Genomic DNA, 23206 nt, shown 5'->3' on the forward strand with positions numbered 1-23206 from the left:
GTTGCTAGACACAAACTATCATAAGCATCCGTCATTTCATTGATTAGACGACCACCGACAGAGAAAAAAGACTCAACATAGCTTTTTACCCATTGAAACACTTGCTCTTTTAGTTATTTTTACATTTTGAATCTACGAAAATGAATTCCCTTATAAAAACTCTAACAGAGAATCTTCCTTCCAAATTTCACCTAGGGAATTATTTGTTTTCCAAAAAACCTACCAACATCTTTATCAACTCATTTTAGAATATTTAAACAATAATTCCATATACATTACCTGCATAAATTATTCATTTTCTTTTATATAAGACCTACCTTTTTACTTTTGATAGATTATTAGACATTGGATTATTATACATAAATCCCAAAAACATGCGGTATTTTGTAGAATTTTGTCTATCAATATGTATGTACACCCTTTTGTAGTGGATATAGACTGTGAGGTGTAAGGAGATACCTTACAAAATAATAAAAAGGAGATTATAGAATGAGTAGATTAACAAAATTCTCAAAGTTAGTATTTGCAACTTTAATCGCGGGAAGTAGTCTAAGCACCTTTGTTTCGTCACACAGTGTACAAGCTGACACCTTAGATCCTAATTACCAAGACAATATAAAATTCATACCACCTTCTAGTGCTAGGCCAAAATTGGAACAAAAAAACACTATTGTTCCAGAAGCAAAAGTTGTTAAAAACCATTATGTAAAGTACTCTAAAGCACATTTCCAAACTAAAGAAAGTATACCAAAAGAGATTTATTATTCTTCAGAAGGCTTTAAGGGCTATATACAGGCAAGTACCGTTTGGGATATGGGAGATCATTTCGCAACACTATATTCCGGAACCGTTATTCGATGTTAGACTTTTAATCCATTCTCCCCTAATGCTTAAAATGGTTAATAACTCACTGCCAATACTGTAATATCTATTGTTCATAAAATAAACCACAAAATCTTTCGATTTCATGGTTTATCAAATATAAAGATAATGCTAAACGAATACTCTAACATTACCTTCCCCAAAGTTAATTATAGAGTATTTTCAAAAAAAAGACACTCTTGTAGTGTCTTTTTTATAGTATTTTAAAAAGAATTCCACCTACTAACACCTTTTTGTTGCGCCTATTCGTTTATTTCAATATAATACTTTTCCATCTCGTATATGCAATAGACAATGATAGCTAAACTCCAACTGACACTATAATAATTATGTGTGTAGAAGTCATAGCCCGCTTTAATACCTTTCTCTATTACAACTAATGTAAATCCTAAAGCCACCCATCTGTTAATTTTCATCTTTATAAACGTTAAAGAGATAATTATTAAAAATAAAATATTTGTAAGATGATTTATCATTAGCTCATATTTTTGAATGTATACTGCCATTATACAAGCAACGATATTAGTCGCAATGCCAAAGGCAATCACCGCTCCCCAAACCCTGTCCGAAAGTCCCACTCCTGAGTCAGTCCCTTCCTAAACAAATATCCCTTTCTTTAATTCGTTCCTACACCCTATTCAAGATATGCTAAATTATCCTTGTCTGATGAATATCTATTTATCTTTTCATATAGAGCAAACAAAATTTCTACCCATAATTTTTTCTTTATTAAACAAACTATGTCTAAGCCGTTTGAACTAGCGGCTTCACTCTTCTGGTAATGAGATAGCACAATTTATTGAATTGACTAACTCATTCAATCCACTGGCACCGGCAGGCAACAAAATAGTTGTCTGCCATTTTCATGTATACTTTTTCTAATTTCATTACAAACCAAATGTGTGCTGTACTGATTTCAAAAGGACAGCATTTCATTTTTTAAAATGTAAAAAAGATAAGATCCTGTCTACTTTTGGTATAGGACTTTTTCTTTTCACACATACTATTTTTGAACCTGTTTACCGATACGTGTCCTAATGGTGTCTTGAATTCCTCCTAAAAAGGGCTGCAGATACGACTGCATGCCCTTTTATTTACGTTGCTTCTCTATATTGAGTAAAATAATTAAAAACTAAAAATGTAATATTACATATTTTTTCTGTTCAGATTATGTTAAGATTTACTTCTTAGTCGAATTATGGTTTCGTATCTAATTCAGCAATATGTGAACTGTTTATCTAAAGAAAAGACACCCAAAAGGTGTCTTTTCTTCTTTTAATCTAAAAAACATTTCTCCTATTTAGTAAGATCCAATTAGCCCTCTAACCTAAGCCTCATATTTAAAGGTAATTTAATCATACACTCAAGAATTTTCATCTATTTCAATATACTTATAACTTAATTTCCAATCACATTTCCAGCACTATATTTGCTTTCTTACAGAATTTCTGTCTTGTTCTTAATTCTGTCAAAATCCTCATGTAGCTATACAAAGAATATATGCTACTATGATATTAAGAAACTATGCGTTCCCTTAACCCTGTATCCGGCCCTGTATTTATTACAGGGTCTTTGTTTATTTTATTGGCTTATAAAGGTTAATACACAACCAATTTCAATTAAAACCGTTTAAATGTTAGTTAGAATTTGAAAAAATATATCTATTAACTTTTTTAACAAATGTAATCTAATATTAAATTTCTAAATCTATACTGTACTATACACCAGTTAACACTATATAAATAGTATTAACTATCTTAATTGAATATTAGCAATAATAAGTATAAACATTATCAATTTACTATATCTTACATTTATGTAAAAATAGATGTATGTTAAGCTTATTCAAAATCTTTCCCCTAATAAAGATTTGAAGTAGCATTTCATGATTCTCCTTACTGTTAATATGCCTTGAAAAAGAACCCTATAGGGTTCTTTTTCTTTTCATTATAACCTCAGTAAGTCCTTATTTAACATGCAAAAGGACTGCTAATTACTTGCAGCCCTTTTACATGTTAATATACACTTGTATTAAATACTTAATACTTTCTTGTATTAGGCGTTTATACAAACTAAACATGCCATTATTATTTAGATATATAACACTTCAAAGTTTAGAAGTATACAATAACAAATCTTTCCCAACTTCCAGCTACATAACTATTAGCAGTTAATTCTCTACCACCATTTGCTGATATAAATCTACCATTACTTAGTGCTTGTAATACATATATCCTATTGTCTCCACCATTATATAAGATAAATTTTTCCCATGCCCCAATTGATGTACGATCTGCTACTACTCTACCGTTTGGCTCAAACGAAACGTACTTTCCATTACTTTTTGCTTTTAAAGCAAACGTATATAATTCCCCAGTCGGAATTAATTCAAATTTCTCCCATTCATTAACTGCATTACGATTTGCTACTACATTACCCGATGGCTCAGCAGAAACATATTGTAAATTTGCTGCCTGTATAGCAACTGTCCAACTTCCATTAAATAAATTCACGCCTTTTAGTGAACCTGCTCTTGATAGATTTGCTGCCGATACATCATTCGATGGTGTAATCATCAATATCATTAAAACCATCGGCAACATCATTAAAACTAACTTTTTTGAGATTGTATTACCACTTGCACGTGTTATGAACCTCTTCATTCCCATTCCTCCCTTAATATGCATAGAACTCATATACATCATACCAAATATGTAAAATATTGTAACAGAAGAGGGGTTTTATCAATAAATACCTTACTATTCTGTTTCTTTTTTCTCAAATCTATAGCACTTAAACATTTATCAATTCTCAAGCACATTTTTAAAATCCCCCCTGATAAACAAATATAGCAGTTGATAGCAAGGAGAGTATATACAAAAGAGAGAGTATTTTCATTTCACTTTTCTTTAAATAAAAACCAAATAGCCGTTCATAATGAACGACTATTTGCATCTAACGAATAATTAGAAGGTTCTTCATGTTAATCTATTTTGTTTAATCCCGTTGAAGTAACTTGATAGGTTCTTTTTTTGCCTATATATTCTTGTTTATTATTCTCAAGGTTAAGAAGTGTAGCACGTGTCTTTTCCTTTACTGCTTCCCCTTCTATATGGGTAAACTCAATGTAATCCCCCGCTTTTAAGGACACCGTTTGGATTTCAGCAGTTTGTTGTCTGTTTCCCACTATTTCCTTATTATACACAACATTACCGGTTGAATTCTTTACTGTAATACTTGCATATGTCTGATTAAAGTAAGAATGTGGTACGCCTGCTTCTAAATTCACCTGCATTTTCTCTGTTGTCCTATTATAATCAACTTTTGCGATTTCTCTATCACTATATCCTTTTAAAGACCACCTAAAATGATTTCCATCTAAAACCGTTGTTTCTGGCATTTTTTCTACTTTCTTCAAGCCTTCTTTTGTAACTTCGTACATGACTTTTTTTCCAAAACTTTCTTGTTTACTGCTGTCTACATTTATTAAAGTAGCTCTATGCACACCTTCTAGGTGTGTCAACTCAATATAATCTCCTACTTTAACTGGAACTTTTTGCGATTCAGCATTTTGTTGTTTGTTTCCATAAATGTCTTTATTGTATACTACTTTCCCTGTTGCATTTTGTACTTTAATACTCGCATATGTCTGATTAAAATAATGATGCGGTACGCCTGCTTTTAAGTCGATTTGCATTTCTTCTGTCGACTTATTGAAATTAATTTTTGCAAACTCGAAATCACTAATTCCTTTTAGTGACCATGCAAACTGGTTTCCTTCTAAAATACTAGAAGAGTTCGGGATATCTGAATTAAAACCTAAGTTATCTAATATAGATTTTAGATCAGGTAAAACACCTATTCTATCATTCCACGGATCTTGAGATTTTGTTCCTGTATTCGGATTACTTAAGATATTTCTTAATTCGGCTGGTGTATAAGGAGAACCTCGATGTTCTTTAGCAATACCTTGAATCGAAGTTGCTGCTCCAGCAATAATTGGTGAAGCACTTGATGTTCCACTAAATGTTGATGTATATAAATTTGTAGTATTTTGACTTGGATTTGCTGATGTTGTATCAACATTTTCTCCCCATCCATATACATCTAATCGACTTCCATAATTTGAAAACCATAAACGTTGATGTGGAACAGTTGATGATCCCGCCCCAACCATAATAGCACCTGAATCCTTGAAGTCTGGACTATTTCGATTTAAAATCTTTTTTCCATTACGATCTTTAAAATTATCTAAGTCGTTTGAACCATTTGCGCCAGCTTCTATAATAATAATCCCTTTATCTGTACCAACACGAATTGCATCAAAAATATCTGGATGTACTTCTACAGGTAAATATTTATCCCCATACCCATCATACGAAGCTTGTGCCTCTAATAAAAGAATATCTCCCGCTTGTAAATTATGTACAGCACTTAAAATAGCATCCGCTGTATTATAAATTCCATTATCCCTAATCTGGGATATTACTTTTACATTTGCTTTTGGTGCAATTCCAATATTTCCAATTTGATTATCTTCAGATGAAACAATTCCTAATACAGAAGTACCATGAGCTCTATGCTGGCTTATATTTTGTCCCGACATAAGCTTAATATTTTTATTGACTAAATCCTCATGGTTCAATAACCATCCATATTCCATATCCACAAAAGTTGTATCCTTCCCATCACCACCTTTAATGCTCCAAGCATGCGAGGCATTAATTCCCTTTGGTGCCGCTTCAAGATATCCTTGATTTTTAAATCTAGGGTCATCGTACGGATTAACAGATAAATTTGGTAACTGTATTTCAGGAGGGGTCAAAATTTGTTTTTCTTGTATATAAGCCTCCTCTACGAGAGGAGATGTTTCAAATTTTTTCAGTAATAATTCTATTTCTATGTTATTAGGAGCTTGTACAATATAATAATTTAATAAATTATTAGCTGATTCATTAGCAACTGATTTAGATTGTACTGATAACTTTTCAATCTCTATCGGATTTACAGATGAGAACAGACGATTCAAAGTAAGTTTTGTATTTTCGGAAAATAACTGCTTTAAATTGTTATCATAATCCCCATTTTTTATTCGTTTCTCAATACCATCTTCATAAGGTAAGTCAATTTGATTTTTAAACTTTACAATTAATCTTTCTTCCTGTGAATCTCTTTCTTTGTATGTGACATTATTAGATTCAGCGTAAACTTTATTATGAATACTATCATTTTGTAGGATTAAATCTGTTCCTACAAATGTGGTCATTGCAATTGATGAAATTAGAAACCCTTTGAATATGTTCATACTATACCCGCCAATCTATATTCTCTTGAGAATTTTTTAATGCGTATAATGGTTAAGATTTTTATATAATATATATATCTATAATTTAACTTTTGTAGTGAAATCTATGACTTTATTAATAATCCCATAGAGGTAACCTGATATATTCTTTTCTTTCCCATATACTCCTGTTTACTATTCTCAAGATTAGTAAGTGTGGCGCGTGTCTTTTCCGTTTGTGCTTCTCCCTCTATATGAGTAAACTCAATACAATCTCCTACTTTGACTGAAACGGTTTGGCTCTCAGCATCTTGTTGTCTATTTCCTATAATTTCTTTATTGTACAAAATATTACCGGATAAATTCTGGACTTTAATGCTTGCATACGTATTAGTAAAATAAGGATGGGGTATACCCGCTTCTAATTTAAGCTGCATTTTTTCTGTTGCTTTGTTATATTCTATTTTCGCGATTTCTCGATTATTATATCCCTTTAAAGACCACCTAAAATGATTTCCATCTAAAACCGTTGTTTCTGGCATTTTTTCTACTTTCTTCAAGCCTTCTTTTGTAACTTCGTACATGACTTTTTTTCCAAAACTTTCTTGTTTACTGCTGTCTACATTTATTAAAGTAGCTCTATGCACACCTTCTAGGTGTGTCAACTCAATATAATCTCCTACTTTAACTGGAACTTTTTGCGATTCAGCATTTTGTTGTTTGTTTCCATAAATGTCTTTATTGTATACTACTTTCCCTGTTGCATTTTGTACTTTAATACTCGCATATGTCTGATTAAAATAATGATGCGGTACGCCTGCTTTTAAGTCGATTTGCATTTCTTCTGTCGACTTATTGAAATTAATTTTTGCAAACTCGAAATCACTAATTCCTTTTAGTGACCATGCAAACTTGTTTCCTTCTAAAATTGTTGCTTCTGGCATTTTTTCTATTTTCTTCAGGCCTTCCTTTGTAACTTCGTATAGGGCTTTTTTTCCAAAGCTCTCTTGTTTACTATTATCTACATTTGTAAGAGTAGCTCTATGTACACCTTCTAGATGTGTTAACTCTATATAATCGCCTACTTTGACTGGAACTTTCTGCGATTCAGCATTTTGCTGTTTGTTTCCATAAATCTCTTTGTTATAGACCACTTTACCTGATGTGTTTTGTACTTTAATACTTGCATATGTACTATCAAAGTAGTCATGTGGTACACCTGCTTTTAGATCAATTTGCATTTCTTCTGTTGATTTATTTAAATTTACTTTCGCAAATTCAAAATCTCCAATCCCTTTCAGCGACCATGCAAATTCATTACCTTCAAAAATGTTTGGAGATTCATTTTTGATTTGTACCTTTTTCTCAACAGTTTGATCAAATATATCCGTTAATACAATTTTTGCATAAGCATTTGTTGGTAATGATATAGATTGACTGATTCCATTTTGATAAGATTTAATATCATTAATTACGTTAATAGGTTGGCCCGTCATATTTTCATTGTTATAAATTTCAATTTTCCCCTTAAATTGCGGTGTACTATTTTCTTTTAGTTTCCAAGATACATTTAATTTTTCATTTTCATAATATATAGATTGGATATCAAAATCTAATTTTCCTATTTCAGGTTGAGTAGGTTGATTTAGCGTGAATATTTTTCCTGCCCCAATAGTAGACTGCGTATTACCTCCTGCTTTGACCCATACATATTCTGAAGTAGATCCTCCATCATATTGATAAGTATTATCATGCGTTCCAGAAATACTTTGATTATTCCAAGAACTCCATTGTTTATCAACTAATTTTCGGCTATAACCATTTTTCAAGCGCGCTTCTCGAACATTCTGTCCACTATCAGCCCAGTCTTCTTGAAACATTCCTAAACCATGATTAAATGCAACATTAGCAACCGGAAAGTCCATAATTGCAATTTGATGCCATTTATTCTTTGTTACATCTTTCATCCATTGTCCAAATTTAGTATGACCATTTTCTTGCCATGAACGCATTGTCATTGTGTACCAATTGTAGTCTTTCCAACCATAAGTTGTTTGAACCTTCATTCCTGTTCCTTCTCCTCCAAAGGGTCCAGCTTGCGAATTCGGAGATAAGTATTCGGCCTTTATTGCTTCTTTAGAGGAAATTGGATCCCATAAGGCAAAATGTAAAGTACGTTTTCCATTTTCATCAAACCCACTTTGTTGTTGAAAACCAGCATATCCTCCAGCTTCACCACCTGCATTCCAGTTGTGTACAGCCCAGTACGTATAAGGTGGTGTCTGAACTGGTGACCAGTCTATACTAATAATATCTGAGGCAGGTATATTTTGGGGACTCACATAAACTGCTGGAGCAGCTGAATGTGTTGCAGCTTTAGTGTGCAAAATAGACGTTCCAAACATAGAAAACATGCTACATGCTGCGGTAATTATAATAACTTTATTAAATCTTTTCTTTGTTTTCTGACTAATCACTAATCTACATCCTTTTCTAATTTTTATTATTGAATACTAACGTAGTAGAGAAATCTATCAAAATTCAAACAACATCCAGTAATTCTTTAAAATACTGGATGTTGTTCTATCTTTACATCTGATTCTTACATATTAATTGATTGTAATTGCTTTCCATAACGATAGTGCAAATATCCAATTCGGGTCACCATTTCCTTGATGATTTTGAACAGCTTCATACACTGTCCCTTGATGTTCTACTTTATCGCCCTTTGTATATGCCTTCTTTGGATCCCATTTTTCATAAGATACATTTTGATCTTTAGTTTTTACAAGAAGAATTTCACTTTGGATTGATGTATTTCCAGCTGCATCTACAGCCTTCACTGCATATTTATATTCCTTATTAACTGTTAAGTTTTGATCAGTAAACGTCGTTCCTTGTACCGTTTGAATCAATTGTCCATCGCGTAATACCTGATATTCTTTTACACCTACATTATCTGTAGAAGGATTCCATTTTAGCTCTACACTGTTAGAAGTAAGGTTGCTTGCATATAATCCTTGTGGCTGTGTTGGAGCTTCTGTGTCCGGTTTCGGATTAACAATTTGATTTACTTTCTTCAGACCTTCCTTTGTAACTTCGTACATGGCTTTTTTTCCAAAGCTCTCTTGTTTACTATTATCTATATTTGTGAGAGTAGCTCTATGCAAACCTTCTAGATGTGTTAACTCAATATAATCTCCTACTTTGACTGAAACTTTTTGCGATTCAGCATTTTGTTGTTTATTTCCATAAATGTCTTTATTGTATACTACTTTCCCTGATGCATTTTGTACTTTAATACTCGCATATGTTTCATTAAAATAATGATGCGGTACGCCTGCTTTTAAGTCTACTTGCATTTCTTCTGTCGACTTATTGAAATTAATTTTTGCAAACTCGAAATCACTAATTCCTTTTAGCGACCATGCAAACTGGTTTCCTTCTAAAATATTATTTACATTAGGCATATCTGGTTTAATTGGATTAGAATCCGTCCCCTTCCAAATCTCTGCTGTTAAAATTGGATATCCTAATGCAGCTACTTTTTGAATGGTATCGTTATTTGGACGTAATCCCCACTTCTCAAAGAAAGGAATCAAATTTTGTTTGGCTACTTTTGATGCTGAAATCATAAATAATTGTTTTTTATTTTCATCAGTTTGTGGAAGTTCACCTGAAGGCATGTCTCTATACAATTGATGCAATTTAGGATAGAAATCCTCTCCATACGCTAACTGTAGTTGCCAAAGCATAACAAGCTTTACAAAAACATCGCTAATTTCATCATAATTTTTATTCACTTGTTCTAGATATTGAAATGCTTTTGGATAAATTCCACTTTTCTCTAAGTTGGATGGTTGATTAAATGCTTTTTCTACAGAAAGGCTGTATATATTATTTTGTACTTCTGTCATATTATAAAACTTCCAGGGCGATTGTTGTCTCAAATGTCCTGCCTCATGCCAAGGGCCCCAACCATCTGTTATAAATTTATTAATATCTAACACGTATTGGATTGCATCTCCTACATATGCTGTTCGATAAGAAGTTGCATACATATAATAATCGGGAGAATGATTTTCTTCTACGTAATGAACATAATGTTTATCTACTTGTTCTTCGGATAATCCAGCTACTTTGTCTTGAATTCGAGTAGCTTCATCCATCTTTTTTAAGAGTTGTACAGGATCTGTATTAGAACCCAACAAATATTTCTTAACACGTGCAAGGCTGGCCGTAATTAATACACGTTCTCCTTTTAACTCCACTGCATGTGCATTAGGATATTGGTCCAGCATGTTTATTAAATCTTGTTTCGTATGCTTTCCTAGTTCAAAGAAAGGCGTAGTCGTTCCACCTGTTGTGATTGTTGTTCGAATGGTACCCCCTTGTTGTTTATTATAAAAATAAATCATCCCCCCACTTGGAGATTGGATTGTGTTTATACCAGGTTTTAATGTGAATGATTTTATCTTAGAATCTTCTCTCCAAGAAGCATCATACGAATAAGTTCCAATATATACCTGAATATCTTGATTACCTTCTACATTAATCGTTATTTGTTCATTTGGCTTTGCATATAAACCAGTTGGTTCATATGGACTAAATGCCATACTTTTTCTTTCCTGTTGTTTCAGTACCTCAACATCCCCTTTTCCTGGGACTGTAAATGTTCTATTTTCTGATTTAACTGACTTTTCTTTTTGCAATGATGTCGATAAATTTTTTTGCTGCTCCTTTTGCTCCGCAAAGACATCCGATGAAAAAATCATTCCAGTCGCAAGCATAGTTACTGTAGCAGTGGCCGCAAGTATTTTTCTAGTTTTATGTTTTGAATTATTCCCCATATTATCTCCCTCATTTTTCCTTAGTACTCTTAAGTTTTTTTGTTTTCTTCTCCATGTTTTTACAATCTAAACTATTCATACTATTTAAATTGTGTCTATTACTCTATATTTTTTCATAAATATCTCCTTTTCTTTATGTATTATTGTATATAAATGTTATTTGATGACACATTAAATAACAACTTTACGATAAACTCATCGATAACAGCCTATTATGTTTTGATTCTGTATTCTAAACTTCCATCCAATTAGAGAAATATATCCAATTGGATAAATAAGTAAATAAATTACAACATTTAAAGGTTGGGATCTCACGAAAAATTCATAAATTTTTTTTTACTTTAAAGGTTTAAACAATTGTGACCACATTTGTTTGAACCTCCACAATTTTTTTCTAAGCTATTCTCTAAAAATCTTATTTTTCGTTGTAAATAAACCTGATTGGTACTCTTTATGCAAAAGAAAAGATGGAACCTTTAATTCAACTCCACCTTTTTTCGAAATAAAAAGCATCTAATTCTATTTGAATTAGATGCTTATATTTAGTCCTTAAACCTAATATTCTAAACTATTTACGCGTTTGTAAATCTTTTTTTATTACATCCCAGAGTGAATTATCTTGACGCATCGGTTTACCCTCTTCATCCCATTTTATTTTTTCTGTTCCCAATTCATAATTCATCCCTGTCCATGTGTCTTCACGGAATGCATAGAATGATTTATGCCATCCTTTTTGGTTAAAGATAGAAATAAGATCTTGCATGTATTGGGTAGCACCTGGAACAGTACGGTTAATTCCAAACTCCTCTGCAATAATTCGATTAGATGGTACATGATTTTTCTTAGACCATTGTTGAATTGGCTTCAAAAACTTCTCTAATCCCTGTCTATTCCACATTACAGGTTTCTCTAAATCCCCTACTTTTACTAATCCTGGATATTGATATTCCTTGTTTTGTTTTTCACCTTGGCTCGTTAATTCATATGGTTCATACATATGAAATGCGTATAGTGTTTTTTTATCCTCTACTGGTTTTAAATATTTAAAGGCCCATGGAGTAGCATATAAACCTGAATCTAAAATAATCGGTGTTTCTTTGTCCACTTTACGAATGGAGTTAATCACCTTTTCATAAAATCTGTTTAAATCAGCTGTCGTTCCTTTTACTTTTGCATACCATTTCTCGTAATCTTCCGTCCAAAAATCATTATATCTATTATTTTTAGCTGTTTCTGGATGTGGTTCATTTATAATATTATAACCAACCACCGCGGGGTGATCTTTTAGTTCCAGAGCGAGGTCCTTCCAAAATTGACTTGCTTGTTCTTGATACTTCTCTTCTTCCCACATTCTGTCGTCATTCTTATTATTATTAAATTGGCGCCATCGATCACCGGGTAAGGATAACATTGTAAGAACGACTTTCATTCCTTGTGATTGTGCGGCATCTAAATCCGCCTTTAATTTTTCTAGATCTTCCTTTACTAATCCCCGATAGTTATCTGCATTACCTATCAGAAAATCCTTTCCAGAAGTATCTGGTTTATCCTCAAATAGAAAATCTTTATCTTTTGCCCATTTATCAGGTGCTAAACGTACATATTCAATATTAGCTTCTTTTGCACTTTTATAGTTTTCAGGTAATGACGTACTATTCATGAAATTAGTACCCTTTCTTTTCGAATCCCAAAAACTAATTTTTGAATCGCCCTTGTGGTATGTATCAGCTCTTACATTCATTTCCTGTACTCCAAAACTCATCATGCCTAATAACGCAACAATTGGCAAAACTTTTTTCACAACTTTTCCTTCTTTCTCTTTATATTTAACACACATAACATACCTTTGTTTTGTTACAGGAATATGGCAATTTTCCAAAAATACCTTTTAAATTTATACATTGGTAGTTCATTCATAAAAAAAGAAAAAGATAATTAGAACGTTGCTTCATTTTAAAAGAAACAAAAAAGGAATCCTTTACGGATTCCTTTTTGCAATGCACTCTTTTTCAAATGGTACATTTTGCACCTACTTTTAGTATAACTTATAATTCCTATAAAATAAATAAGATTAACTGAAATTTACTTCAAATTGTGATAAAAAACATAATTAAGAAACGCAGATAACTAAATATCATCCCTTTATTAAATAAAAAAGATTAAATAATTCCCCCTCCAAACTAGGACCCCTTTACACTTTTTTACAAATATTGTTATAATCAGATAAACTAAAGCATTATCCCATTAACAAAGGGACTCCATAATTGGAGTCCTTTTGTTAATTAGCTATTAAAAATGATAGCATGTGATTATTGTATAATTTCTTCCTTTTTTAGATCTGCATATTCTTCTACGAAATCCCATAAACCTTGCTTTTCGAAGTAAGAAATACTTTTTTCACTTCTTCTAAGAGTTTAATTGCTTCATCTTCATTAAGAGAGCGTAAAATATTGAAATGATATACATACTCTTCATTTCCTAATTCCATACAAACTGCTAATCCTTTTTCAATAAGTTCTTTTACAATATTTGTTTTTCTTAGCTTATAGTGTTCACGCGCTTGTAAGAACACTGCTTTAAAATGGGCAATATTCTTCTCTGTGACTTCTGATAAATGACGAATTGCTAATTTAGATAAATTTTGAGTTGCATATAATAGTCCTAGATTATGCCTTACTATTAAAATCAATTTTTCTTCATTATGTTTTTGCAAAAGGTCAATGGAACGATTGAAATGTTCTTCCGCTTTTTCAAATTGCTTTAAGAATATACGAGCTGTCCCTAATGCGGTTTCACAAGAAGCAACTTTCACCTCATATCCCATTAGCCCTAAATACAAGGAATATAGATACTTATTTTACTTTCAAAGGCTGAAACCTTGCTGCATAACTACTGAAAATAAAGTGAAAAGACGTTCAAATCCATATGGATAGATCGTCTTTTCACTTTATTTCATACATATACTGATTTTTCACTTATTCATTTTGTATTGTACTTAAAAAACCAATAAATTCATCTTCATTTACAGGTTTACTGTAGTAATAGCCCTGAATTAGATAACATGCATTACGTTGTAACACTGTTAATTGTTCCTTCGTTTCTACCCCTTCTGCTATCACTTTCATGTTTAAAGTATGAGCAAGTGAAATAATGGTTTGTATAATTTCATCTCCATCAGTAGAAGTTCCAATCCTATTAACAAATTCTCTTGGAATTTTCAAAGTATCAATTGGATAAAGAGGCAGATACGCTAATGAAGAATAACCTGTACCAAAATCGTCAATTGATAAATGTACACCATATGATTTTAATGCTTTTAACTTCGATAAGGTTTCCTTTTCATCTACCATTGCTATTCGCTCTGTTAATTCCAAATCAATCGAATTAGCAGGTACTCCTATCTCTTCTATGGTAGATATAATGGTTTGAACAAAATCTTTCTGTTCAAACTCTATAGCTGATAAATTTATCCCCATCTTTAGATTTGAAAAGCCCGCAGAATGCCATTCTTTCAGTTGTTGACACGCTTTCTGTAACGTCCACTTCCCAATTGAAATAATCTGCGCCGTTTCTTCTGCGATAGGTATAAACTCAAAAGGAGAAATCAGTCCAAGCTCTGGATGTTGCCAACGTATTAAAGCCTCTGCACCAATAACCTTACCTGCCTTACTATCAATTTGTGGTTGATACAATAAAAACAACTCATTATTTTCAATTGCATTTGGTAAATCCTGTTCTAATCGTAATCGACGAGTTACTTTTTGAGATAATGTCTCGTCATACATACAAACAGCATTGTTACCTTTTTCCTTTGCGCTATACATAGCGATATCAGCGTGTTGTAAAAGTGTAGTAGTATTTATTCCTCCAAATGGATACACTGCTATTCCTATACTAAGAGATAAGTAAAAACTATGCTGATTTACTACAAATGGTTCTTCAGTTTTACGAAATAGAGTTTTACACAAATCCAATAGCTGTTGCTCTGTTTGGTTATGGACAATGATCGCAAACTCATCACCACCTATTCTTGCTAGAGGAATAGTCGGTGACAGACATGTCCTAAAACGTTTGGCAACTTCTTTTAAAACCTTGTCACCAATCGAATGACCCAATGTATCATTAATAGTCTTAAAGCGATTTAAATCAATATACAGGAGCCCAAACTTATCCTGTGTTTTTTGTGCACGCTTAATAGATCTATCTAATTCTTGTTGGAAGAATATACGATTTCCAATCTCCGTCACCGTATCATGGAATGCAAGGTAATTTATCTCTTCCTGTTGTAGTTTCATCCTTGTTATGTCTTTTACCATTACATAGCTCCCAAAGATTTGTCCTTCTATCATAATAGGAACTATAGTGACATACCAAAAGAGTATATCTTTCTCATTGTTATTTTTCACACGTAACTGTAGTGAAGATGAACTACATCGTTTCCCTTTCTTTATAGCTGCTTCCAATTCAGATTTATCTTCATCTAAAAAAATAGAGAAGCACTCTTTGCCTATCAATGCAGCACTTTCTTTTCCTAATAACATACTTCCAGCCTGGTTTATATTTAATACGATACCGTTTGAATCAATCGTTAAAATAGGATCCGGATGATACTCATATAATGACTTAAATCTCTCTTGATTTTTTACTAAATCATTAGATTTATTTATTAAATCCCTTGTTCTTTGAGATACTGTTTGTTCTAATTGATTATTAAACACTTTTAATGTTTTAGTTAACTCTTTGTTTTGCATTCGTACGATTGTATGACGAATCAGTACAAATACAAAAGCAATACAATTTCCCGTAATTAATGTAGCTGAAGAAGTTTGCTCTTTCAAAGTAAAGCCAATTAAGACTGCAACTGCAAGATAAGGGAATATACCAAGAAGTTTCTCTCCAAATGTCGGATTAATAATAAAATAATTTCTTTTAGAAGAAGTATTCTTTGGGATTGTAGCAGCAATAGCGATAAATAATAGGAAAACTCTATACAAACACCTTAAAAATATAACTGAACGCTCTGACAAATCACCTTGTAAGTAAAAATACAAATAGTCCGTAATAGCCAATCCAGTTAATACTAGGATAAAAATAAACAATTTACTTTTTGCATTGAAAATAGCAGGTCGAAAGATCAGTGTAACTCCAAGTAATAGAAGCAATAAATCTATAATCGGAAAAATAAATGAGAGAAAAACATCTCCAATTGATAAGAATAAAATATTTGCAGATGGTTTATTAAATAGGTACCACTCTAATGTAAAAATAGCAGTAACAACAATGCATAAATCACAAAGTAAATACGCTTTCTCCCATTTGTTACATTCCATCATAATTTTATAAAAGAACGCAAAAAGAAAGAAGAATAAGAAAAACAGTAGAAATACATCAGAAATATTAAAATTTTGTATTGGCAATTCTACATTAAGTACTTGAAAAGCGGATATGAAATTTCCTATCAAAAAACACCCTATTGCAATAGTAATGCAAACCCAGAATACTCCTAACTTAATTTTTTGGGATAATATAGAATACAGTAATGAGATAAATACAGTAGTTTCAACGACTAAAGATGATAGTCGGATATTAAAATCTGATACGAAATAATGATTCGGAAAAACAAATAAAAATATAAAGCAAAAGCTTATATAAGTTATTAAAGCCAATATCAATACATAAAATTGCACATATACATGTTTACGCAATGGATTCACCTTCTTGATTTTTCTATACTTTTATTAAAAAATGGCTTGATGGTGGCACAAGTCCTACTAATTAAAATGTGTGCTATCTATTATCCATATTATGACCTTTTTAAAAGATTTCTTTCTACACACAACAATCTTATTAACTTTTTGTAGATGTTTACAATTATCAATACTGAGGATTCTAAAAAGGATAAGCTGAAAAATGTAATTTTTTAAGTATTTGAGCATCGTAAATTTGGCGGGTACAACTTATCTACTCTTTACATATGAGATAGAATCTACTCCTCTATTGGATTATAGTTGCTATCTGTCACACTTAAAAAGGAATGAAAATATACTATCATTAAAATAGAAATTCAAATTAGTTTACGAAACCAACTGTAACTATTATAGTTACACAAAAAGTTGATGTCAATTTCATATCCTCCCTTTTTAACGGACAAAAGACATGACCTATTGAACAAAAATGTGATGTTTATAAAAAGGGCGGTAAAGTTTTATCTCCTTACTCAAAGAATTATAAATGATTTAGAATTAGATGAAATTGAAGCCAATATTGCATCTCCCTAAAAAGAATGTTACTCTAAAAATAGAATTATGAAAGGAATGATGGATGAATAATGATTAACTAATTTATATTTTAAGTTGAATTTTATAACTTCAAACTACAAAATATAGGGTTAGTCTATCCATTTTTAAAATTCAGTTCATACTTTATTTGTCATGATTCAAATACTTAATAAGTACTTATTAAGTATAGACGAAAGACTAATCCTTCCGATTACAAATTGGGGGATTTTTTTATTCCCGTTTGTCTTAGTTGAAACTTACTAATTGTTAAATGTACTTCACAAATAAAGGAGCGAGAAAAATGAGTACTTCAGATACTATTGTTACACATGTAATGCTCTATATAAGTCGTTAATATCCATCAAACTTATATAGAGGAATTAAAAAATGGATGGATGTTCCGACTTTATATGAAACGTTTCGATATATAAAGGAGGAATTATTATGTCAATGATAAAGGTCCAAGACTTAACTTTTTCATACCCAGGTAGCTTTGATAATATTTTTGAAAGTGTAAACTTCCAAATAGATACGGATTGGAAGCTAGGATTTATTGGTAGAAACGGACGAGGTAAAACGACATTCTTTAATTTATTGTTAGGGAATTATGAGTATAGCGGGAAAATCCTTGCTTCAGTAGAATTCAATTACTTCCCCTACTCTGTTTCAGATAAGAACAAATTCACTCATGAAATCCTTGAAGAAATTTGTCCCCAAGCCGCAGATTGGGAACTTCTACGTGAGATATCCTATTTAAATGTTGATGCTGAGGTCATGTACAGACCATTTAAAACATTATCAAATGGGGAACAAACAAAAGTGTTGCTTGCTGCACTGTTTTTAAATGCGGGTCAATTTCTATTAATTGATGAACCAACAAATCACTTAGATACAGATGCACGAAAGATAGTCTCCGATTATCTAAGGAAGAAAAAAGGATTTATTTTAATTTCACATGACAGAATCTTTTTAGATGGGTGCGTTGACCATATCCTATCTATTAATAGAGCAAATATTGAGGTTCAAAGTGGTAACTATTCTTCTTGGAAGTTAAATTTTGATAGACAGCAAGAACACGAGAAGGCTACAAACGAGCGTCTACAAAAAGACATAGGGCGATTAAAACAGTCTTCCAAACGTTCAGCAAGTTGGTCTAATGACGTGGAAGCTTCAAAAAATGGAACGAGGAATTCAGGCTCTAAGTTGGATAAGGGGTTTGTAGGACATAAAGCAGCCAAGATGATGAAAAGAGCAAAAAACCTTGAATCAAGGCAACAAAAAGCTATTGAGGAAAAATCAAAATTACTAAAAAATGTGGAAAAAACTGAGTCATTAAAATTGGAACAATTGCAATTTAAATCAAATGAATTGGTTACTTTAGTTGACGTATCCGTTAAGTACAATGATCAAATTGTGAATGAGCCGATTAGCTTCATAGTTGAACAAGGTGACCGAATTGTACTTGATGGAACGAATGGGAGCGGAAAAAGTAGTATCCTAAAACTAATTCTAGGACATCCGATACAGCATACAGGCTTAGTTACTTTAGGTACAGGACTCATCATTTCCTATGTCCAACAAGATACTTCTCATTTGAAGGGATCACTATCAGGCTTTATTGAAGAGCACAAGATTGATGAAACCTTATTTAAGTCCATCCTAAGTAAGATGGACTTTGACCGAATTCAATTTGAAAAAGATATATCTCATTATTCTGGTGGACAAAAGAAAAAACTGCTTATCGCTAAAAGTTTATGTGAAAAAGCTCATATATATATGTGGGACGAACCACTAAATTTTATAGATATCTATTCCCGCATGCAGATTGAAGAACTTATTCAACAATTTAATCCCACAATGGTTATTGTTGAGCATGATAAAATATTTCAACAAACAGTTGCAACGAAAACTATATCTATGTAGCTCAAAACGAATACTTGAAAATATAATCATTAACTTGAGTCTTTGAATTATAAAAACTTTAATGAATTGATAAAAAAAGCCTAATTTCTCTACAATACATTGAGAAATTAGGCTTTAAATAGTAATAATAGAATTCATAAACACTGAATAATTTACACAATAGGTTTATCTGTTAATGCAGTAACAATCCTGTCCACTAAGTTTTCTGGCATCCATTCATGATTTGTATCATTCGTTTCATTTGGTCCTAAAAAATCAATAAACTTTTTAAACTTTGGAAATAAAACAATAGAAGTGATCCAATGTATTGTATGATTTATGGAGAAGAAATGAAAAACTCCTTGCTTTTCACCCTCCTGTAATATTTCTTTTAACTGTTCAAAATTACCTATAAAATATGGTTGCTATTTTAAATGCCATTCACGCTTAAATATAGGAGTCTTCTTGGCTAAAATGATAAAAATAAGCACATCTTGTTATAAAAACAGATGTGCTTATTTTTTAATTTCTATGCATTTTTACGTTTTAAGAAAATCACTCCACCAACAATTAACAGTAATGCTCCTGCAGCCATAGAAATCCAACTTGTAAGATTAGTACCTGTTTGCGGTAACCATCCAATTTTAGATTGAATTTCTTTCTTAAGTTGTGGTTGTTCTTTTACTTGCTCGTTAGGTTGCTCTGGTGTTGGCGTATTTTTACCTGAATTCGGCTGTTCTGGTTTTGGTTGCTCCGGTTTTCCCTCTTTAAATTTCACTGTTTGTCCCTTATCTTCAATTTCAGCGTGAATAGCTACTAATATATTATCTTGATACAGTTCTTCAAATACTACTACTTCTTTACCTTGTAATGCAGAAGCATTGAAAGTGAAGTCTAATGTGATAGAACCATTCTTCTCTTTAGCAGTAAACTTAGATTCTACTGTTACTTCTTTACCATCAACTAATAATGGCTTGTTTGTTGCTTTATCCACTAGTTTACCTTTTACTACGTACTCTTTACCCACGATTAAGTCTTTGTATTCCACTTTATCTTGGATTGTTACAGTTTTAGAAGCGTCTAACTCTTTAGAACCATCAGCTTTATTTGTAGCTGTCGTTTTAATAGAAGGCTCTACAAATCGAACTGTTTGACCTACATCGTTAATATCAGCGTGAGTTGCAATTACTTGCCCTTCATGTAATAAGTCTTCGAACACAACTACTTCTCTTCCTTGCTGTTCAGCACCAACAAAAGTAAAGTCTAATGTTACAAAACCGTTCTTTTCTTTTGCAGTAAATTTAGTCTCAGCTGTTACTTCTTTACCATCAATTAGTAATGGTTTGTTAATAGCTTTGTTCATTAGTTTACCTTTTACAGTGTACTCTTTACCAACAACTAAGTTAGTGTACTCCACTTTATCCTGGATTGTGATAGAATCCTTTGAATGAATCTCTTTTCCACCATCAGCTTTGTTTGTTGCTGTCGTTTTTACTGATGGCTTAACGAACTTAACTGTTTGATCTTTATCATTGATATCAGCATGTGTCGTAACAACTTTTCCGTCTTTCAGTAACTCTTCAAATACTACTACTTCTTTTTCTTCTAAACCAGTTGCATCAAATGTGAAGTCTAATGTAATAGAACCATTTGCTTCTTTTGGTGTAAACTTCGTTTCAGCTGTTACTTCTTTACCATTTACAACGAATGGTTTATTAGTCTTTTTATCCATTAATTTACCTTTTAAAGTGTACTCTTTACCTACTTGTAGGTCTTTGAATTCCACTTTATCTTGGATTGTTACAGACTTAGACGTGTGCATTTCTTTTGTACCATCTGTTTTATCAGTAGCTGTTGTTTTTATTGAAGGAATCTTCTCATCTTTGACAACGTGTTTAATGATTTGACCATTCTCTTTAATTTCAAAAGAAAACGTCTCTTCATTTAAGATATAACCGTTTGGTGCAACAGTTTCTTTATATGTGTATTTTCCAAATGGTAGCTTTTCAAATTTAGCGATACCTTTATCATCTGTTTTACCTTTTACTACTTCTTTTCCTGCTTCGTTATAAATTGTAAATTCTGCATTTGGAAGCTTGTTATTTCCATCAGCTACATCTACCTTTGTAATTTCTAGATCACCTTTGATAAGATGATTAACTGCCAATAACTCAATAATCTTTCCATGTTCCTTTATTTCGAACGTAATCGGTTCTTTAACAAGAACGTAACCATTTGGAGAAGCCTTTTCTACAAATGAATATTTACCATACGCTAAATCTTTGACGTTAATCTCACCATTTTTATCTGTCTTATATTCCCCAACTACTTTTCCACTTGCATCTTTTAGCTCGAATGCTGCACCTTCTAATTTTTTACTAATATCTTCATTATCTACTTTTAGTAATTTTACACTACCTTTCACTTCGGTATTTTCCACTGTAAAAGTAAGTGTTTTATTGTGCTCTTTAATTTCAAAAGGATACTTTGTTTTATTTCCAATATATCCATTAGGTGTTTTTGTCTCTAAGAAATAATATTTACCATACGTAAGATCTTCAACGTTTGCAATTCCATTTTCTTTTGTTACTACTTTTTTCACTTCTTTTCCATCTTCAGTGAAGACTGTGAATTCAACATTTGGTAAAATCTTTCCTGAATCACTAAGCTTTTTAATTTCGATGTTACCTTTTACTTTGTTATTTACTATTTGGACAGCTCCTGTTTCCCCTGTCTTAACTTCAATAGTTTGTGGTTTATCATCTGAAACATAGCCTGTTGGTGCTTTAATTTCTTTTAATGTGTAAGTACCAATTGGTAAGTTGTTTAATTCTGCCATACCATCAGCACCAGTCGTGATTTTTCCGACTGATTCATTATTTGCATTAAAGACCTCAAATACTGCACCAGCTAAAACTTCTCCATTTTCTCCAACCTTTTTAATTTTTAAAGAACCAGCTGCTTCCCAATTTACTGCAAGATCACTACTAAGCTTTTCTTCATTTCTCTCTAATAGTACTGTAGCATTCTGAACAGTATCCGTACCACGATAAGCAATTGCTTGAACTTTAGTTAAATTAGCAGCAACACTTAAATTAAATTCACCCGTTTTTGTATTCTTAGGAATTTGGATACGAAATTTTTCTCCAACTGAAAGCTGATCTTTCACTTCTCCATTTTCACTAACAATTCTAACTCCATTAGGTGCATTTTTCGCTACTACCTTATAAGAACCACTCTTAGCATTTGTTTGTACTGAATATAGATTTGTTTCGAAGAATTCACCCTTTAATTCTGCTTTTTGCTTTTCAGCAGGAATCACATTCATAAAAACATCTTGAGTCTCTTCACTATTGTTAGCATTACTAATAATAGCCTTAGCTGCTTTTTCAACATTTTTATTCTCATGTTTTAATTCATTTACATCGAGTTGACCTAATGCATTCCAAACCGCAAGTTGCGTTGCATAATGCGCTTCATTTTTATTAGCTACTCCCAGCTGTTCAGCACTTTTTTGCGGGAAACCATTTAATAAGACTCTATATACTACATTATCTGTTTTCCCCATTTCAGGAAGATCTTCACCATTTGGTGATTTTAATCCAAGGGTTAAGCAATAAGCAATTTGACCACTTGAATTTTTAATCATTTCAGTGCGAATGTACTTACCTAGACTATTACTATAACTCCAGTCCATTGAATATTTCTCATGCGTCATAACCTCTGCACTAGCCCTAGGTAAAAATACATTAAGGAATAATGCCAGTACTGATAATAATGTAAAAACTCTTATAATGACTCTCTTACCCAATTTTGTAACCTCCCTAAAATAAATTAATCCGAGTATATATCGCAATATCTAAAATATTCACGATCGACCCAATTATCATTATAAAACAATAAATTACAAATATTAAATAATTTTAATAAAATAGTCAAAAAATTTACACATTTTATTATTTATCAAGTTTTTTAACGAATTTACTATATACAAATTCTAAAACACGCCT

The 23206-nt window shown here is 32.0% G+C and carries 11 protein-coding genes and 1 pseudogene; 2 read left to right on the forward strand and 10 right to left on the reverse strand.

Annotated elements, in window-relative coordinates:
- The first annotated feature begins 489 nt into the window (after positions 1-489).
- A complete protein-coding gene (locus ACS2CR_RS15350) occupies positions 490-864 on the forward strand; it encodes a hypothetical protein (protein ID WP_000088957.1) in 375 nt (124 codons plus the stop codon).
- A 260-nt stretch (positions 865-1124) separates the two neighbouring features.
- On the opposite strand, the gene ACS2CR_RS15355 is transcribed toward ACS2CR_RS15350, so the two are convergent.
- The 8 genes from ACS2CR_RS15355 to ACS2CR_RS15390 all read right to left on the reverse strand — a co-directional run bounded on the left by ACS2CR_RS15355 (position 1125) and on the right by ACS2CR_RS15390 (position 16721).
- Positions 1125-1460, reverse strand: a complete 336-nt coding sequence (locus ACS2CR_RS15355) for a hypothetical protein (RefSeq protein WP_000524433.1) — start codon at positions 1458-1460, stop codon at positions 1125-1127.
- Between the two features lie 1536 nt (positions 1461-2996).
- On the reverse strand, positions 2997-3545 hold the full coding sequence (locus ACS2CR_RS15360) for a fascin domain-containing protein (protein WP_000819433.1): 549 nt from the start codon (positions 3543-3545) through the stop codon (positions 2997-2999).
- Between the two features lie 320 nt (positions 3546-3865).
- The gene (locus tag ACS2CR_RS15365) at positions 3866-6187 is read right to left on the reverse strand and encodes a putative mucin/carbohydrate-binding domain-containing protein (RefSeq protein ID WP_001019977.1); all 2322 of its coding nucleotides are present in this window, start codon (positions 6185-6187) and stop codon (positions 3866-3868) included.
- Positions 6188-6291: 104 nt separating this feature from the next.
- Positions 6292-8643 (reverse strand): putative mucin/carbohydrate-binding domain-containing protein, encoded by a 2352-nt coding sequence (locus ACS2CR_RS15370; protein WP_438906067.1) that lies wholly within the window; start codon positions 8641-8643, stop codon positions 6292-6294.
- A gap of 132 nt (positions 8644-8775) precedes the next feature.
- Positions 8776-11016, reverse strand: coding sequence for a M60 family metallopeptidase (locus ACS2CR_RS15375; RefSeq protein ID WP_065703507.1), 2241 nt, complete (start codon positions 11014-11016; stop codon positions 8776-8778).
- Positions 11017-11584: 568 nt separating this feature from the next.
- On the reverse strand, positions 11585-12853 hold the full coding sequence (locus ACS2CR_RS15380; RefSeq protein ID WP_153602460.1) for a glycoside hydrolase family 5 protein: 1269 nt from the start codon (positions 12851-12853) through the stop codon (positions 11585-11587).
- Positions 12854-13366: 513 nt separating this feature from the next.
- Positions 13367-13840, reverse strand: a complete 474-nt coding sequence (locus ACS2CR_RS15385; RefSeq protein ID WP_002026151.1) for a tetratricopeptide repeat protein — start codon at positions 13838-13840, stop codon at positions 13367-13369.
- A gap of 151 nt (positions 13841-13991) precedes the next feature.
- Positions 13992-16721 carry a GGDEF domain-containing phosphodiesterase gene (locus ACS2CR_RS15390; protein ID WP_153602450.1) on the reverse strand — a complete coding sequence of 910 codons (2730 nt, stop codon included), beginning with the start codon at positions 16719-16721 and terminating at the stop codon, positions 13992-13994.
- Between the two features lie 1017 nt (positions 16722-17738).
- On the opposite strand from ACS2CR_RS15390, the gene ACS2CR_RS15395 reads away from it, so the two are divergent.
- Entirely contained in the window at positions 17739-19217 is a 1479-nt protein-coding gene (locus tag ACS2CR_RS15395; RefSeq protein WP_153602449.1) for an Lsa family ABC-F type ribosomal protection protein, read from the forward strand.
- Between the two features lie 152 nt (positions 19218-19369).
- Here ACS2CR_RS15395 and ACS2CR_RS15400 read toward each other — a convergent pair.
- A pseudogene (locus tag ACS2CR_RS15400) lies at positions 19370-19621 on the reverse strand (TetR/AcrR family transcriptional regulator); the annotation flags it as partial.
- Between the two features lie 104 nt (positions 19622-19725).
- The gene (locus ACS2CR_RS15405) at positions 19726-23007 is read right to left on the reverse strand and encodes a VaFE repeat-containing surface-anchored protein (protein ID WP_084064059.1); all 3282 of its coding nucleotides are present in this window, start codon (positions 23005-23007) and stop codon (positions 19726-19728) included.
- Between the last annotated feature and the right edge of the window lie 199 nt (positions 23008-23206).

Origin of the sequence: Bacillus cereus group sp. BceL291 (assembly GCF_051776705.1) — a bacterium.
GTDB lineage: Bacteria > Bacillota > Bacilli > Bacillales > Bacillaceae_G > Bacillus_A > Bacillus_A cereus.